Source organism: Geobacter sp. AOG1 (genome assembly GCF_019972315.1).
Lineage (GTDB): Bacteria > Desulfobacterota > Desulfuromonadia > Geobacterales > Geobacteraceae > Geomobilimonas.
The window spans coordinates 181,949-198,318 of the sequence record NZ_BLIZ01000001.1; the positions used below are offsets into that span (position 1 = coordinate 181,949).

General features: G+C 59.0%; 16 protein-coding genes. All 16 read right to left on the reverse strand.

Annotated features, from left to right (window positions below; all coding sequences use genetic code 11):
* Positions 1-61 precede the first annotated feature (61 nt).
* Positions 62-964 (reverse strand): non-homologous end-joining DNA ligase, encoded by a 903-nt coding sequence (gene ligD, locus LDN04_RS00770; protein ID WP_223905369.1) that lies wholly within the window; start codon positions 962-964, stop codon positions 62-64.
* Positions 961-1,746, reverse strand: coding sequence for a Ku protein (locus LDN04_RS00775; protein ID WP_223905372.1), 786 nt, complete (start codon positions 1,744-1,746; stop codon positions 961-963). The genes ligD and LDN04_RS00775 overlap by 4 nt, the downstream gene beginning before the upstream one ends.
* Positions 1,747-1,836: 90 nt before the next feature.
* Complete coding sequence (locus LDN04_RS00780) at positions 1,837-2,604, reverse strand: Ku protein (protein ID WP_223905374.1); 768 nt, start codon at positions 2,602-2,604, stop codon at positions 1,837-1,839.
* Between the two features lie 44 nt (positions 2,605-2,648).
* Complete coding sequence (locus LDN04_RS00785) at positions 2,649-3,551, reverse strand: pirin family protein (protein ID WP_223905375.1); 903 nt, start codon at positions 3,549-3,551, stop codon at positions 2,649-2,651.
* A 40-nt stretch (positions 3,552-3,591) separates the two neighbouring features.
* Entirely contained in the window at positions 3,592-4,371 is a 780-nt protein-coding gene (gene ygiD / locus LDN04_RS00790) for a 4,5-DOPA dioxygenase extradiol (protein ID WP_223905377.1), read from the reverse strand.
* 9 nt (positions 4,372-4,380) lie between these two features.
* A complete protein-coding gene (locus LDN04_RS00795) occupies positions 4,381-4,806 on the reverse strand; it encodes an OsmC family protein (RefSeq protein ID WP_223905379.1) in 426 nt (141 codons plus the stop codon).
* Positions 4,807-4,891: 85 nt separating this feature from the next.
* Complete coding sequence (gene fdhE, locus LDN04_RS00800) at positions 4,892-5,815, reverse strand: formate dehydrogenase accessory protein FdhE (RefSeq protein WP_223905381.1); 924 nt, start codon at positions 5,813-5,815, stop codon at positions 4,892-4,894.
* Complete coding sequence (locus tag LDN04_RS00805; protein WP_223905383.1) at positions 5,812-6,444, reverse strand: formate dehydrogenase subunit gamma; 633 nt, start codon at positions 6,442-6,444, stop codon at positions 5,812-5,814. The genes fdhE and LDN04_RS00805 overlap by 4 nt, the downstream gene beginning before the upstream one ends.
* On the reverse strand, positions 6,434-7,315 hold the full coding sequence (fdxH, locus tag LDN04_RS00810; RefSeq protein WP_223905385.1) for a formate dehydrogenase subunit beta: 882 nt from the start codon (positions 7,313-7,315) through the stop codon (positions 6,434-6,436). Before fdxH ends, LDN04_RS00805 begins: the two co-directional genes overlap by 11 nt.
* Before the next feature lie 10 nt (positions 7,316-7,325).
* Complete coding sequence (gene fdnG / locus LDN04_RS00815; RefSeq protein ID WP_255573196.1) at positions 7,326-10,382, reverse strand: formate dehydrogenase-N subunit alpha; 3,057 nt, start codon at positions 10,380-10,382, stop codon at positions 7,326-7,328.
* A 264-nt stretch (positions 10,383-10,646) separates the two neighbouring features.
* Complete coding sequence (locus LDN04_RS00825) at positions 10,647-12,209, reverse strand: acetyl-CoA hydrolase/transferase C-terminal domain-containing protein (RefSeq protein ID WP_223905391.1); 1,563 nt, start codon at positions 12,207-12,209, stop codon at positions 10,647-10,649.
* Between the two features lie 573 nt (positions 12,210-12,782).
* Entirely contained in the window at positions 12,783-13,514 is a 732-nt protein-coding gene (locus LDN04_RS00830; RefSeq protein ID WP_223905393.1) for an SDR family oxidoreductase, read from the reverse strand.
* Positions 13,515-13,558: 44 nt separating this feature from the next.
* A complete protein-coding gene (locus LDN04_RS00835; RefSeq protein ID WP_223905395.1) occupies positions 13,559-13,891 on the reverse strand; it encodes a DUF1904 family protein in 333 nt (110 codons plus the stop codon).
* Complete coding sequence (locus LDN04_RS16820) at positions 13,879-14,316, reverse strand: FUSC family protein (RefSeq protein ID WP_255573197.1); 438 nt, start codon at positions 14,314-14,316, stop codon at positions 13,879-13,881. Before LDN04_RS16820 ends, LDN04_RS00835 begins: the two co-directional genes overlap by 13 nt.
* A gap of 10 nt (positions 14,317-14,326) precedes the next feature.
* A complete protein-coding gene (locus tag LDN04_RS00840) occupies positions 14,327-15,886 on the reverse strand; it encodes an FUSC family protein (protein ID WP_255573198.1) in 1,560 nt (519 codons plus the stop codon).
* Entirely contained in the window at positions 15,883-16,347 is a 465-nt protein-coding gene (locus LDN04_RS00845; protein ID WP_223905397.1) for a MarR family winged helix-turn-helix transcriptional regulator, read from the reverse strand. The genes LDN04_RS00840 and LDN04_RS00845 overlap by 4 nt, the downstream gene beginning before the upstream one ends.
* Between the last annotated feature and the right edge of the window lie 23 nt (positions 16,348-16,370).

A 16,370-nucleotide genomic window follows, 5' to 3' on the forward strand; every position in this document is an offset into this window, starting at 1 on the left:
GTCGTTGCGTGAACAAGATCTGTCCAAGTTCCGGTTTGTCTGGCATAAGATTGCGAAGTTGTTATAGATGCGGAAGCCTCTGCTTTTTCACCAGCACCTCGCGAAACAGGTCCCCCATTTTTTCTACCCTGCTCACCGCTTCCCCATGGGTGACCTGCAGCCTTTCCGGATCACCCTCCCCGGCCAGACGCTCCAGGTCCTTCCATTCGAGGGGAAACGAAACCATCGGTTTCTCCCGGGCCCGCAGGGAATACACGCAGGCCATCGTCTTTGACGAGTCGTTCTGGGACCAGTTGATAAACACCCTTGCTTTCCGGTGCTCCTTCGCCATTTTTTCGGTCACCAGGTCCGGATAATTCTTCTGCATGACAACTGCCATGGCTCTTGAAAAGGTCTTGGTATCCGCGAAGGTCGTTTTCGCGCAGTTCAAGGGGACATAAACATGGAGCCCCTTCTGGCCCGAGGTTTTTACGTAGCTTGCAAGCCGCAGTCGGGAGAGCAGGTCCCGAAGGATAAATGCCACCCGGGCACAATCCAGGATGTCGGCCTGCTCGCCTGGGTCCAGGTCGAAGACCATGGAATCGGGCGTTTCGGGGGAATCTGCCCGTGCCAGAGGGACATGGAGTTCAAGGGACGCAAGGTTCTCCACCCACATCAGGGTCTCTAGATTGTTGACCAGACAGGCAGTCATCCGCTCCCCATCATCCCGGTTGATTTCGGCCGTTTCCACCCAGGCCGGATGGGGAGGGCAGCGCTTCTCGAAAAAGAAATCCTTTTCCACCCCTTCGGGATAGCGCTTCAGGGTCAATGCCCGGTCTTTCAGGTGGGGTAGGATACACGGCGCAATCCGGTGGTAGTATTCCAGGACGTGCGCCTTCGTGAAACCATGGGAGGGATAGAGGTCCTTTTCCAGGTTAGACAGGGAAAGCCTTCTCCCGGCGATCTCAACGATTTTTTGGCTCACCGGTTCTTCTTCACATCGCGCATGATATCCTCCAGCGCGGCGATCAGATCGGGAGGACCTTCTCCCTCTACGTTCTCTCCTGCCGGAGCTTCCACGGCCCCCTTTTCCTTGGCCTTTCTCTTCAGGATAGCCATGACCTTTTCCCGGCGCTCGTCCGCATATTTTCCCGGATTGAAGTCCGCCATCATGGTCTTGATGCTTTTTTTCATACGGCCCATTTCCAGGGCTTCGACCTTGCCTTCTTTCGGAGAAATATCTTCATCGGAGAGTATTTCATCATGGTAATGGAGGGTGGTCAGGGCGAGAGCTCCCTCTCTGCTCTTGACCGCCACGAGATACTCGCGCTCGGCCAGCACGAATTTTGCGAGCCCGGCCCTGTTGGTTCTGCGCATGATCTCGACCAGCAGCCGGTAGGGTTTTTCGCCCCCTTTCAAGGGAACGAGATAATACGGGTGATCGTAATAGACCGGGTCCACTTCATTCATATCGATGAACTCGACGATCTCGATGGTGCGGCTCCGTTCGGGTGACACGGATTCCAGTTCCTCGTCGGTTATGGGGAGGTATCTGTCGGGTGCGATTTCGTATCCCCTGACGATCTCCTCCGGGGGGACCATCTTTTCCTGTTTCGGGCAGAACATCCTTCGCGCGAGGGGAGAGTAGTCCTTGTCATGGAGCAGGCGAAACGAGACCCGGCCGGGGTTGACCGCTTTCACCAGCTGAACCGGTATCGCCACCAGGCTGAAACTGATCGTCCCGCTCCATATCCCCTGTACCGCCATTTCATTCCTCCCAGAGCAGGCGCTGGGCACTGGGCTCCAGGCAATGGTTCAAGTTCCCAGAGCCTGATACCTAGCGCCTCGCGCCTGTTTTTAAGCGACTCTCTTCAGGCTCGCCTCAAGGGCCTGGAGCAGCTCGTCCGCCGTGGTCGGTTTCAAGCGCCTGGGACGCAGGACTGCAATTTTTTCTCCCCGGGCTTTTTTATCGATCAACGCCTGCAGCTTTTTCTGATGTTCGTTTTCGAATTTCTGCGGCTGAAAAGGACCGGTCAACTGGGCAATCAAATCGCTCCCTATTTTCAGTTCCTTTTCAGACAGGGGGATTTCCTCCAGCCCGAGAGATTTCACCGGAATCACTTCGTCGGCATAGCGCAGAGTAGTCAGGCGGAGAATCCTGCCCCTCGCCTGCAACGCCCCGAGATAGGAACGTTTTCGCATGGTCCAGGTGCAGATGCCTTCCACGTCCATCTCCGTTAGCACCTCGACAAGCTCGTTATATCCTGCTGAGTAGATATCCGGCTCCAGGTAATAGACGCGCTCGTGGAAGAGGGGATCAATCTGGTCGGTCTTGACGAATTCGTGGACATCTATCATCCGACTGCTTTCCGGAGTGGTTTGATCGAGTTCCGTCGCATCGACGATGATGTATTTCCCCTCCTCCACTTCAACCCCCTTGATCTGTGCCTCCGTTGGCACGGGTATTTTTTCATACGCACAGATCATCTGCTGGTGCAGTTTCACCTGATCACGCCGATGAAGCAGGTGAAACTGGATCCGCTCCTCCTTGACCGCGGCATGCAGCTTCACGGGCACGTCCGTATCCCCGAAGTTGATGGATCCTTTCCAGATCGTTCCTCCCATTGAGCTCCTCCCCAGTTTATCGCCTGGCTTTACCTTCCCGGTTCTTACTTGATGAAGGTCCCCTTCTCGTACTCCTCAAAGGCAACCCGCAACTCTTCCTGGGTGTTCATGACGATGGGGCCGTACCAGGCGACGGGCTCACCCAGCGGCTTGCCGGCAACCAGGATGAAGCGTACCGGCTTGTCGGTAGTGGTGACCTGCACGGCGTCCCCCTCGTGTTCGAACAGCGCCACCGTTTCCGGCCCGCAAATGCAGCGGCGCTCCGTATCCAGCCAGCCATGCCCCACCACCTCGTAGGCATAGGCATCGCGGCGGTCGTCGAAATACCCCTCCCCCGCCAGGATGTAGGCAAAGGCGGTGTGCCCCGCCGGCAGCGGATGCCGGAATACGGTCCCGGCCGGGACACTGATGTCCAGCATCTCCGGCTCGATCACGATGTCCTTCACCGGACCCTGCACACCCCCGACCGTTCCGGCAATGACCTTCACCGCTACGCCGCCGTCCAGCGCGACTGCGGGGATATCGGCCGCCTTCACGTCCCGGTAGCGGGGAGGCATCATCTTCTGGGCAGCCGGCAGATTGGCCCAGAACTGGAATCCCCACATGGTACCGGTGGGGCTCTCCTTGGGCATCTCCTGATGGATGATGCCGCTGCCGGCGGTCATCCACTGCACGTCGCCGGCACCGATCGCCCCCTTGTTCCCCATGCTGTCCCCATGCTCCACGAGCCCCTCCAGCACGTAGGTGATCGTCTCGATCCCCCGGTGGGGGTGCCAGGGGAAGCCGGCCAGATAATCGGCGGGGTTATCGGAATGGAAATCGTCCAGCATCAGGAACGGGTCGAACTGGGGGACCTGGGAATAGCCGAAGGCCCGCTTGAGATGGACACCGGCCCCCTCGATGGTGGGGCGGCTCTTGAACAGTTTTTTGATACGGCGTGGGGGCATGGGGGAAACTCCTTTCTACACAGCGTTATCGTGCAGTTGGTCAGCCTATCCGGACGGCAAGCATGGAGACCGAGCCCCCATCCACCCCCTCCACCGGAAAACTGATCGGGTCATCTTTCCTGCGAAGCCCAAGGACATAGAGCAACGGGAGATAGTGGTCAGGGGTCGGAACCGAGAGCATGGCATCACGGCCGAGCCCTTCGTATGCCACAAGCGGAGCGTCGTCCCCGGCGAGGAGCAGCTCCCGAGCCCGCTGCTCGAAACGCACGGCCCAGTCGTAGGCATGAACCCCATCCCTTCCCCAGGCGTAGGAGTGCAGATTATGTACGAGATTGCCGCTGCCGACGACCAGAACCCCCTCCTCCCGCAGCGGCGCGAGCCGCTTCCCCAGTTCATAGTGGAACAAGGGAGGCTGCCTCTCGTCGATGGCAAGTTGCACGACGGGGATATCGGCATGGGGGAAAACGTGGGTCAGCACCGACCAGGTACCGTGATCGATCCCCCAGCTTTCGTCAAGGGGCACCTCAAGTGGAGAAAGGAGATCCTTCACCCGTCGGGCAAGCTCTGGACTGCCGGGAGCGGGATAGCGAATCTCGTACAGCTCTTGCGGGAAGCCGCCAAAATCGTGGATGGTGGGGGGGGCAGCATTAGCCGTCACCCCGCAGCCCGGAATGTACCAGTGGGCGGAGACGGCAAGGATGGCGCGAGGACGGGGAATGGATTTGCCGATGGCCGCCCAGCCGTCGGTATAGGCGTTTTTCGACACGGCATTCATCGGGTTGCCGTGGCCGATGAAGATGGTTGGCATCAGATCGGTCATTGAGAACCTCTATGTCGTCAGTTTCGCGTCCATAGTGATGGTTGTGTTCAAGAGCCGTGAAATGGGGCACCCCGCCTTGGCGTCCTGGGCCAGTTTGGCAAATGTCTCCGGGGTGGCCCCCGGTATGGTGGCGTTGACCTCCAGATGGCTTTCGGTGACAGTCCATCCCTGGTCCCGGTTCTCGAAGGTCACCGTGGCAGTCGTGGCGATCTTTTCCGGGACCAGTCCTGCGCTGCCAAGCTGGGCCGAGAGTGCCATGGAAAAACAGGCGGCGTGGGCAGCGGCGACCAGTTCTTCCGGATTGGTGCCGATCCCGCTCTCGAAGCGGGTGCCAAACGAATACTGGGTCTGAGAGAGGACGCCGCTTTCCGTCGAGATGTTACCTTTCCCGTCCTTGAGGCTTCCCTGCCATTCGGCCGAAGCTTTCCGTTTCATCTAAACCTCCTCGTTGTGCATGATATATGAGCCTGGGCTTGGTCAAAACGCGAAACAGCCGCATCACCTATATGAGCAGACACCATCAAACTCTCCCCGGATGAAACAACAGGTTTGGTCCCCGGCGCACCTTCCCCTCCTGGTCCATCAGCATGTCCAGTGGAAGGGTGGCCAGGTCGTCGGCCAGAGCTTCCATCTCACGGTCCTTTTCCAGGTACAGCAGCTTCAGGTAGCTGTTGCAGTCATCGCAACTCTCCGCCTTGACTGCGCCGTTCGATCCTTCCAGGGAGTAGTGGTTGATCCCGTGGGTGGACTCGCAACTGCTGCACTTTATCCGTACCATGTGCCATTGTGAGGCACAGAGAGAGCAGCAAAGGTAGCGTAATCCCTGCTCTTTCCCCCCCGTGCGTACAATGCCGGCAACCGGGTGTGATCCGCAGACCGGGCACAAACCGCCCTGTTCCAGTCGGCCACAGACACCATCTCCCAGGGCGGAAACCATCTGAGCCCAGTAGACCTGCAAGGCTGCGGCAACAAACGGGAGTTGCCGGGGAGAAATACCGTCCATATCCCCCGCCAGAATCCTGTCCGCCATCTCCTCGACCTCGGTTTCATCCGCATGCATCAGACTGGCGACCGTCTCCTGGGCGGCCACAGGGAGATTAGCCTCTCCCATCCGCTGTAGTATCGTTGTCAGACCCTCCCGCCATGCCGGGTTTCGGCGCAAGGAACGGCACCCCAGCAGCGGCATGCCATGCTCGCGGCAGAGCGCCTCTTCTTCGGGATCGGGCAAGGAGATTGTGGGGAATCGGTTCAAGGCTTCCTGTTGCGCATCGGCAAGAAGGGCCAGAAAGAACAGATAGTCTCCCAGAGAATGGCCGTTGGCAAGAAACCGGAAGCGCGCGGCGCGGCGGGCAAACAGATCGCGCCCGGGGAGAAAGAGAAAGCGGAACTGCCCGGCCGGAGCTTCGATCTGACCCGGTTCAATCATGCGGACGTCGGTGGTCATTTGTCCCCCCCCGTCATCTCCCTAAACCAGGCCGGGTGATGCTGCTTGGCCCAGGCCCGCCTGACCCGGCCGTACAGCATGGCGCCAATACTCTCCTTGGTCCAGATTGCTATGTAGATATGTCCCATGATCAGGGCAATCATCACAACTCCTGCTGCCGCGTGCACAACGGCGGCGAAGCGAACCACGACAATCGGGAACAAAAATGAGAAATAGGCGCGCCAGACAACGATCCCGGACAGGATGAGCAGCACCATGCAGGTCACCAGCGACCAGAACATCACTTTCTGGCCGCCATTCAACTTGCCCGCCTCCGGCAGGTGTTGTTCATCGCCATTCACGATCTCGCGGACATGCCGCAGCCAATCCTTGTCTGTCGGCGTTATGATGCTCAGTTTCCGGAACCGGAAAAACATGCCGCCGAACAGGAAGATCATTACCACCCCGAAGAAGGGGTGGAGGATGCGCGCCCACGTTCCTCCGCCGAAGAGCTGGCTCAGAGGGTAGTACAGTGGCTGGAAATACACCAGCCCGGACAGGGCCAGCAGAAAGAAGGTGAGGGCAACCAGCCAGTGGTTTATCCGCTCTGGGACCGTAAATCGGAGCAGTGTTCTGGAGTCATTTTTCATCTTCGAACTCCTTCTCAATCTCTTCCGAGACCTCGTTGGGACCCTTGGTCACGTAGTGGACAAAAGCGCCGACACCGATTGCGGCCAGGGCAAGAGAGGCCACCGGTTTGGCCGCCCCCTTCCAGAGTTCGACGAGCGGGCCAATGGACGGGTTCCTGGGGAGATCGGAGTACATTTCAGGCCTGTCGGCATGCTGCAGTACATAGATCACATGCGTGCCGCCAACCCCTTGCGGATCATAGATCCCCGCCTTGGCAAACCCCCGGCTCTTCAGGTCCTGAACCCGTTCCTCGGCGTGGCGGAGCATATCCGCCTTGGTGCCGAACACGATCGCCCCGGTGGGACAGGTCTTGGCGCAGGCCGGTTCCAGCCCCACCGCCACCCGGTCGGAGCAGAGGGTGCACTTGTAGACCTTGCTGTCCTTTTTCGACAGGCGGGGGATGTTGAACGGGCAGCCGGTGATGCAGTAGCCGCAGCCGATGCAGTTTTCCTCGTGGAAGTCCACGATGCCGTTGCTGTACTGCACGATGGCTCCCGGCGCCGGACAGGCCTTGAGGCAGCCCGGATTGGCGCAGTGCATGCACCCGTCCTTGCGGATCAGCCATTCCAGTCCCCGGTCGGTTTCCACCTCGGCATAGCGCATCACCGTCCAGGAGTTTTCGGTGAGGTCCGTCGGGTTGTCGAGAACTCCATGGTTGGTGCCGATGGCGTCGCGGGTGTCGTTCCACTCCATGCACGCCACCTGGCAGGCCTTGCAGCCGATGCACTTGGAGACGTCGATCAGCTTGGCCACCTCCGGGGTTTGGCGCTGGCTCGGCGAGGGGGTGGTGGTGGCGGAACGGCGGGTGATGTCAAGGGATTGAAGTGCCATGATCCACCTCCTATGCCTTCTCGATGTTGACGAGGAACGACTTGAACTCCGGCGTCTGGGTGTTCGCGTCCCCCACGAAGGGGGTCAGGATGTTGGCCAGATAGCCGATCTTGGCAATACCCTTGAAACCCCAGTGGATGGGAATGCCCACGTGGTGAACCGTCTTGCCGTTGACCTTGAGGGGCTTGATACGCTTGGTTACCACCGCCACCGCCTTGATGAAACCCCGGCTGGACCACACCTTGACCCGGTCGCCGGCCTTGATCCCCTTCTCCCTGGCCAACTCAACGCTGATTTCCACGAACTGCTCCGGCTGCATGATGGACGACAGACTGGTGTGCTTGGTCCAGAAGTGGAAGTGTTCGGTGAGGCGGTAGGTGGTGGCGGCGTAAGGGTAGTCCTTGCTCTTGCCGAAGGCCTCAATGTCACCCTTGAACACCCGTGCCGCCGGATTGCTGATCACCTTCGGATGCAGCGGATTGGTATCGATGGGGGTCTCGAATGGCTCATAGTGCTCGGGAAAGGGGCCTTCCGCCATCTTGTCCAGGGCGAACAGCCGCCCCACCCCTTCCGGTTGCATGATGAAGGGGCCCATGCCGTCGCCGGGGGCAGAATCCGGCTTGAAGTCGGGCACATCGGCGCCGCTCCACTTGGCTCCATCCCAGCCGATCAGTTTGCGCTTCGGGTCCCAGGGCTTGCCGGACGGGTCGCAGGAAGCACGGTTGTACAGGACGCGCCGGTTGGCCGGCCAGGCAAAGGCCCAGTTGATGGTATTGCCCAGGCCCGAGGGGTCGGAATTGTCCCGCCTGGCCATCATGTTCCCCTTCTCCGTCCATGCCCCCGAATACAGCCAGCAGCCGCAGGCCGTGCTGCCGTCGTCCCTGAGCTGGGCAAAACCGTCCAGTTGCTGGCCTTTCATCACCATGACCTTGGTCGGTTCCTTGGGATCGGCGAGATCCGCCAGCGCCTTGCCGTTGTACTCCATCGCCAGTTCCTCGGGAGCCGGTGAATGGGGGATCCTGTAGTTCCAGGCAAGGTTCAGGATCGGGTCGGGGAAGGCCCCCCCCTCCTTGCGATATAGTTCCCGCAGCTTGAGGAAGATGCCGGCAATGATGTCGGCATCGGGTTTGGCATCCCCCGGCGGCGGGGCACCCTGGTAGTGCCATTGCAGCCAACGGCCGGAGTTGGTGAGGGAACCGTTCTCCTCGGCGAAGCAGGTCGAGGGGAGGCGGATGACTTCAGTAGGGATCTTGGCGGGATCCACATTGTTGTATTCGCCGTGGTTCTCCCAGAAGCAGGAGGTTTCCGTGGCCAGGGGGTCGATCACCACCAGGTATTTCAGCTTGGCCATGGCGCCGCTCAGCTTGGCCTTGTTAGGGATCGCGGCCAGGGGGTTGAAGCCCTGGCAGAAATAGCCGTTCAGCTTGCCCTGGTGCATCAGCTCGAACACCTGGAGCACGTCGTAGACCTTGTCCAGCTTGGGGAGCCAGTCGAAACACCAGTTGTTTTCCTTGGTGGCGGCGTCGCCGAACCAACTCTTCATCAGGCTGACGTGGAACTTGGCGTAGTTCTGCCAGTAGGACATCTGGCCGGGGCGCAGGGGCTTGAGTGCCCGCTTTGCGATGTAACCCTGGTAATCGGTCTCCTTTTCCCTGGGGAGGGTGAGATAACCCGGCAAGAGATCGGACAGGAGCCCCAGGTCGGTGAGTCCCTGGATGTTGGAATGGCCCCGCAAGGCGTTCACCCCACCTCCCGCCATCCCCACGTTGCCCAGAAGGAGCTGCACCATGGCTGCGGTACGGATCATCTGCGATCCCACCGAGTGCTGGGTCCAGCCCAGCGCATACATGAAAGTCAGGGTACGGTCGGGTGCAGAGGTGGTGGCGATAATCTCGCACACCTTGAGGAAGGTATCCCTGGGCGTGCCGCAGATGTTGCTCACCACTTCCGGTGTGTAGCGGGAATAGTGCTGCTTGAGCAGTTGCAGCACGCAACGGGGGTGCTGCAGGGTCTCGTCAACTTTGGCATAGCCGTCCGGCCCGGTCTCATAGGCCCAGGTGGATTTATCGTACGTGCGCGCCGCTTCGTCGTAGCCCGAGAACAGGCCGTCATCGAACCGGTACCCTTCGGCTACGATGAAGGGTGCGTTGCTGTAGGCCTTGACGTATTCGTGCTGGATCTTGTCGTTGCTCAGCAGGTAGTTGACAACCCCGCCCAGAAAGGCGATGTCCGTGCCGGTACGCAGCGGCGCATAGAGATCCGCCACCGATGCCGAACGGGTGAAACGGGGGTCCACCACGATGAACGTGGCATGGTTGTGAGCCTTGGCCTCGGTCACCCATTTGAAGCCGCAGGGGTGCGCCTCGGCGGCGTTGCCCCCCATGACGATGATGACGTTGGCATTCTTGATGTCCACCCAGTGGTTGGTCATCGCACCGCGACCGAATGTGGGGGCCAAACTGGCCACCGTTGGTCCGTGTCAGACCCGGGCCTGATTGTCGAAGGCCAGGATGCCGGTGCTGCGGATCGCCTTGTGGGTGATGTAGCCGGATTCATTACTGGACGCGGAGGCAGCCAGGAAGCCGGTGGTCAGCCAGCGGTTGACCGTGGCGCCGGCGTCGTTCCTGGCAATGAAGTTCTTGTCCCGGTCATCCTTCATCAGCCGGGCCACCCGCGTAAATGCCTCGTCCCAGGAAATGCGCTTCCACTCTCTGGAGCCGGGAGCGCGGTATTCCGGGTACTGGAGCCGATTGGGGCTGTGGATGAAGTCAACCAGGGCAGCGCCCTTCGGGCAGAGGGTGCCCCGGTTCACCGGATGGTCCGGATCCCCCTCGATGTGGAAGATGGATGACGCGGCGTTTTTCGCCTTGTCCCCCAGGCTGTGCATGATCAAGCCGCAACTCACTGAGCAGTAAGGGCAGGTATTGCGGGTCTCGGTACTGCGGATCAGCTTGAACTCGCGCACCTCTGCCAGCGCATCGGCAGGGGGAAACCCGAGCATTACAACACTCGAACTGCCCAGTCCACCGGCACAAACCTTGAAAAACTGCCTTCGTGTCACGCGCATGTATGCCTCCTTGGTTGGGATGAATTATTCAACACGTCAAGGATATTAATCAGTTGTCAATACGTCGCCGACAGTTACCAAGACGCCGGACCATGCTCACTCCTCATGATGCTGACAAATTATAGCACCTGGCAACGCATATGCCATTTCCTGCTCGTGTCGGTCGGCATGGTTTTTCTGTTTTCTGCGCTTGCGGCCATAAAAAAAGCCCTTCCGCGTCCGGAAGGGCTTTAACAACAGGCATCACACGAAATGTGACGAAGGCTACATCTCCCAGTTGGCAATTTTCATCGTGCCGTTCTTTGCCAGGTTCACCTGCATCTTGAACACCCGGTCGAGCAACTGGGGCTCATGTCCCGCCTTCCTGGCAAGACAATCCTTCTTGGCCATATCGAAGTACTCCTGGAGGAGCGGCTTGTAATCGGGGTGGGCGCACTTGTCGATAATCAGCTGTGCCCGGTCCCGTGGTGCAAGGCCGCGCAGGTCGGCAAGCCCCTGCTCGGTCACGAGAACATCCAGGTCGTGTTCCGTGTGATCCACGTGGGGCACATGGGGCACCACGCAGGTAATCCCGGTCGGGTCGGTCTTGGTCGGGCGGGCGGAGGGGGTGTGCATGATGGAGAGGTAGGCGTTGCGCAGGAAGTCGCCCGACCCCCCGATGCCGTTGATCATCCGGGTGCCGCCAACCAGCGTTGAGTTGGCATGGGCGTAGATATCGAACTCCACCGGTGTGTTCATGGCGATACAGCCGAGACGGCGGATCGGCTCCGGATGGTTGGCGATGGAGAGGGGACGCATGAGTACCTTGCCGCTGTATTTTTCCCAGTTTCCGTAAAAGCGCTTGAACCCGTCCACGGAAAAGGAGAGCGAAACCGTGGAGGCAAAATCGAGTTTCCCCGAATCGAAGAAATCGAGCATCGTGTCCTGGAGCACTTCAGTCCAGACGTTCAATCCGCTGAACGGCCCCTTTGCCAGACCACCGATGACCGCATTGGCGATGGAACCGACACCAGACTGGAGCGGCAGCAGGCTCTTCGGCAGGCGGCCGTTGTCCACTTCGAACTTGAAGAAGTCGACGATGTTGTTGGCGATGGCTTCCGAGGTATCGTCCTGCTCACTGAAAGAGCGGCCGTTGTCCGGCAGTTTCGATTCGACGATGGCAACGACCTTGTCCGTGTCGATGCGCACGTAAGGGGAGCCTGCCCGATCGTCGACACGGCTGATGAGATAGGGGAGCCGATTGGGAGGGCTGACCGGCTCGATGATGTCGTGGAGCCCCTCATAGCTGGGAATGGAGGTGTTCAGCTCGATGATGATCTTGTCGGCAATCTGGACGATTTCCGGCACCGCCCCGCAGGAGGCAGTCAGCACCAGTCCGCCATCCTCGGTGATGGCCGAGCATTCGATGATCGCGATGTCGAGACGTCCACCGTTATCCTTGGTGTAAAAACCGTACCCCAAGTCCTGGGCGAACATGGAAAGATGCCGGTCCCCCATCCGGATACGCCCCTCGTTGATCCCTGACTGGATGTTCTTGCCGGTCTGGTAAGGCCAGCGGCGATCGATCATGTCCAGCGACGCCCAGCGGTCTTCAGTCTCGACACCGACGGATGCGCCGATGAAAAGATTGAATCTCAGCTTCCCCTGGAGGCCGTTCTTCTCCACATGGTTGGCCAGGGCAATGGGAACCACCTTGGGGTATCCGGCGGGGGTGAATCCGGACCAACCGAGACTCATCCCATGCTTGAACAGGGGGATCACATCCTCCACTGGTCTGATTTTGTCGTGCAGGCTCTTTCTTCTGATTCTCTGGTGCAGTTCCGACATGTGCAATCCTCCATTCCTGGTATGATGGCAGGAGGCACCGACTCTTACCCCAGATGCGGCAAACAGATGGCTATCCCGCCGGAACAGACACAGGGGACCATCACCTGTTCTCTAAAAAACGAGGATTCCCGGCAACCCGGAGGAAGAACAACTTCTTAGATTCCGGATAACACGAAACGACGTGCGGAAGAGCCTGGGGAAAGACCGTTTTCGGCAAACGGCAGATTCATCTGCGGAAATGGGATAACGGGGGTTTTCCTGCCTTTATTTGTATACATTACGGAATCTAGGGCAACCGGATACCCCCCGTCAATGCATAAAAAAACGTGGCAACAATGTAAAACCTTATTATAAAAGTCTCACTATTTTATTTATGGTTAAATAGTGTACTGGCAGCAAATCATTCTCCAGAGCGTATTTATATTTTTTTTTAGATTTGAAAAATGGGCTGGCGTTTTAGATTATTTGAAACACCGTGATGCAGTGGAATAACATGACTAGCCCTATCCCGTCCCAGAACTGACGTCAGCCCCCGTGAGCAAACAAATCTGAGCTGGACACCATTTCGCAAGTTCAGGCCGGTACCATCGCCGCAAATTCCCTTACGACCTGTTTCGGATCCAGCACCAGCTTGCCATGAACAGCCTGGGACATGGGGTCGGGGAAGATATCCTCCTCGCCGTTTTCGATCCCCGCCAGGATCGCGGTGGCAACCTCTGCCGGCGTCGCCTTGGGCATCTCCTGACCGGCGGTCATCCTGGTGTCCACCGGACCGGGATAGACGCCGATCACCCGGACTCCACGGGGGGCAAGTTCGGCCCGCACCCCCTGCAGCAGGGAATGACCGGCAGCCTTGGAGGCACAGTAGGTCCCGTTTACCGGCAAATTCACCAGCCCGATGATGGAGCAGACGTTCACCATCACCCCGTTGCGGGCGGCCAGGACCGACGCAAACGCCCGGCACATGGCCAGGGTACCGAAGAAGTTGACCTCCATCTCCTCGCGGGCGCTTTCCATACCTGCGGAATCCAGAAGCGCCACACACCGGTTGACGCCGGCGTTATTGATGAGCAGGTCCACATCCCGACACTGCTCTGCTATCGCCGCAACACTGGCGGCATGGGTGACATCCAGTCGAAGGGGAACGACCCTCTCATCGCAATGTTTCAGTTCAATCACCGCTTCGACGCTCCTGGCTGCAGCGTAGACTTTTGCCACACCCCTCTCCAGCAGACCTTTGACCAATGCTCCGCCGATACCACCGTTGGCACCGGTTACCAGCACAATTTTCCCTTTCATATCCATGCATGACTCCTTTCTTCCTATGCATCGTTTTTTTGAATGATCTATCACGTCAGCCAGCTCACTTCTTTCAACGGCACTCCTTCCTTGTAGTAGAGAGACGGGGTGAGGAGCACGAAAAAGATATGCACTTCCCCGTATCCGAAATTGCTGAGCAGGTCGTGCAGGTTTGCAGCGATCCGGTCGTGCTTTTCCTGGGTCCGCGGAAACATGAATATCTCCAGGGATCGGGGAGTGGCAGTTATCCGGGTGACACTCAACAGCTCGATCTTGACAATCTCCCGCGGGACGGCGGCGACCCGTGAAAATTCCTCCACGATAACGGGAGACACCCGCTTCAGGAACGCCTCGTCGAACCCCTTGAATCTCAGGTAGGGCATTGCGTTCTCCGACCTCCCATCATGACGGCATTTCCACGGAAAAGGGCTGCGGCATCACCCATTGCCTCGGCGGCAACCCTACCCGGCGAACCATGCTCTCCGCCCCCCGGCTCCAGTACACCGTGAAGCGCCCGTGAGGCATCCTTCAACACCGGCACGACGTCTTTCGGCCGTTGCGAGGGATCGGACAATATTCGCAGTGTCCTGCGTATTATCTGCACCGTGGCATGGGGAATCTCCCCGCTGGCGCGGGCTTCATGCAGCCGCAGAATGCATCTGCAGATGGCCATGGTCGCCAGCCCTCCTTCCACGATCGCCTGGTGGTCCGCTTCGAATTTCCTCGCCATGATCACCAGACGGATGACTCGATGCTGGAGCCTTGCCCGCAACCGCTCCATCACGGGAACGGAGTCCGTTGAAGCCATGATTTCCAGGTCACGAACGATGGCGGCCAGCAGGGAGCAACCGTATGGTCGGATTGATCGGCATGAGGAAGCGGAACGAGGCCCAGGCAAACCCTATCCCCATAACCGTCGCCAGGGCGCCTTGCAGCTGTAGCGATGATTCTGCCACAAACGACGCCCCCGGCTGCGCGACGAACATGAAGATAAGCGTGGCATCAGTTGCCGCGGCGACTGTTTTCCGATACTGCATAAGGAGGACACCCATCAGAATGAAAGGTGCGACAACGGCAACTTCCATCCCTGGTTTGCCCATTCCCTGCAGCACGATCAGCCGGCAGAAAAGACCGGCCACGGTACCAACTGATGCGCCGATAAAGACTTGGACCAGAGTGGAGGGAGGATGTTCCCTTGTGGAAAAGAGGCTGACCATGATGGATGTTGTCATCACCATGGGTAAAGCCTGCATCCATCCAGTGATCTGCCAGAACAGGCCGACGGCAAGAATGGCAATCGTCGCGCGTATCGCTGCCCGCCACGCCACTTGCCAGTCGCGATGGGCAACAAGCCTGCTCGTCGGCTCCGCCGTCGGCGTGACCGTCACGGCTTCGTAATCAGCCAGGACAATCCTGAGTGACGTAACGAGTTCATCCAGTGACTCCCCCAGAAAGGGGAGATGGGCCGTTGCCTCAATTGCGACCGTCTGCAGTTCGTCTGCGCACGCTAGCGTCGATCCGCTCCCCTCAAGATTTACGGCAACTTTCTCCAGATGCAGGGAAAGCTGGTCCCGCCAGTAATCGCCCCGGCACTGCTCGCCCCCGTGCCGGGCAAACCGTTCACCGGCCAGACGGCCGGCAGCCAGCAGCGATAAAAGCGAGACAATGAGGCTTTGCACGTGGCGCTTTCGCTTCTTGAAACTGAACGAACCTGCCCCCACGATATCGACGAGACTCTCGATCTCTGCGATCTCCATGACGATATCCCGTTCCAGCCGAATCGACCCACCCTTCCTTCCCTGTCGGAGAACAAGTGCAAGCCATGCAATGGTTTCCCCTGCAGCCCGATGGAGACGGGCCATAAATTCCCCCTTAGACTGGCGGGGCGTAAAGAGGAACGTGACGGTGGTAGCGACTATGATGCCGATGAAGGTGCCGGCGATTCTGCCAAAGGCCAGGTCGTGGAGATTGGGGAGATTCTGAAAACCGAGGATGGCAATGACGGAACAGGTATAGCCGGCCAGAAGACACGAATAGGAGCGGAGACCGTAGACCAGGTTTCCGATAAGGGCACATCCCCCGACCCAGAGCGAAAGGGCAATGGTCAGGGTTACCGGTGATCTCGTATGCAGGAGGAGAAGCATCCCCGCCCCGGAGCCGACGACTGTTCCGACAAGCCGATAGTAACTTTTCTCGAGCAACAACCCGCGCGTCGGCTGGACAACGATGATCGCCGTCATTGCTGCCCAGAATGGACATTCGAGTTTCAACAGTACGGCCACCGTCAGTGCAGCCAGGGCGGCCGCGGCTCCCCGGATGGCAAACATGACACGCGGCCGTTCGCGGCGTAAAAGGCGACAAAGATTATGGAGGGTCATCGCTTCATCCGCTCCCGAACATCGTTCACGGTTGACTCGAGGCGTCCGATGAATTCCGCCGTCTGTGCAATCTCGCTGTCGCTGAAAGGACTGAGCAGCTCGTTTTCCAGGGTGACCACGGTTTCCCGTATCCGGCCGACAATCGCTTGCCCCTCCGGCGTCAGGCTGAGCAGCTTGGCACGACGGTCCGTCCCATCCTCAGAGCGCCCGACCAGCCCCTTGGCGACCAGGGTATCGATGAGGCGGACGAGGGAAGGGCCTTCGATGCCAACGGATGCAGCCAGATCCTTCTGACGAATTCCATCCCCAAGAAGATGGAGATGGAGCAGTGGACGCCAGCTTGCATCGGTCAACCCCTCAGTCTGGGCCTCGACGTCCAGCACCTGCCGCCATCGCCGCGTCAGGTGGGTAAGCCGGAAGATGAGATTGCTTCTGTCAATTTTTGGAGAGGTTTTTTGCATAAATTATAGATAGCATACTATTT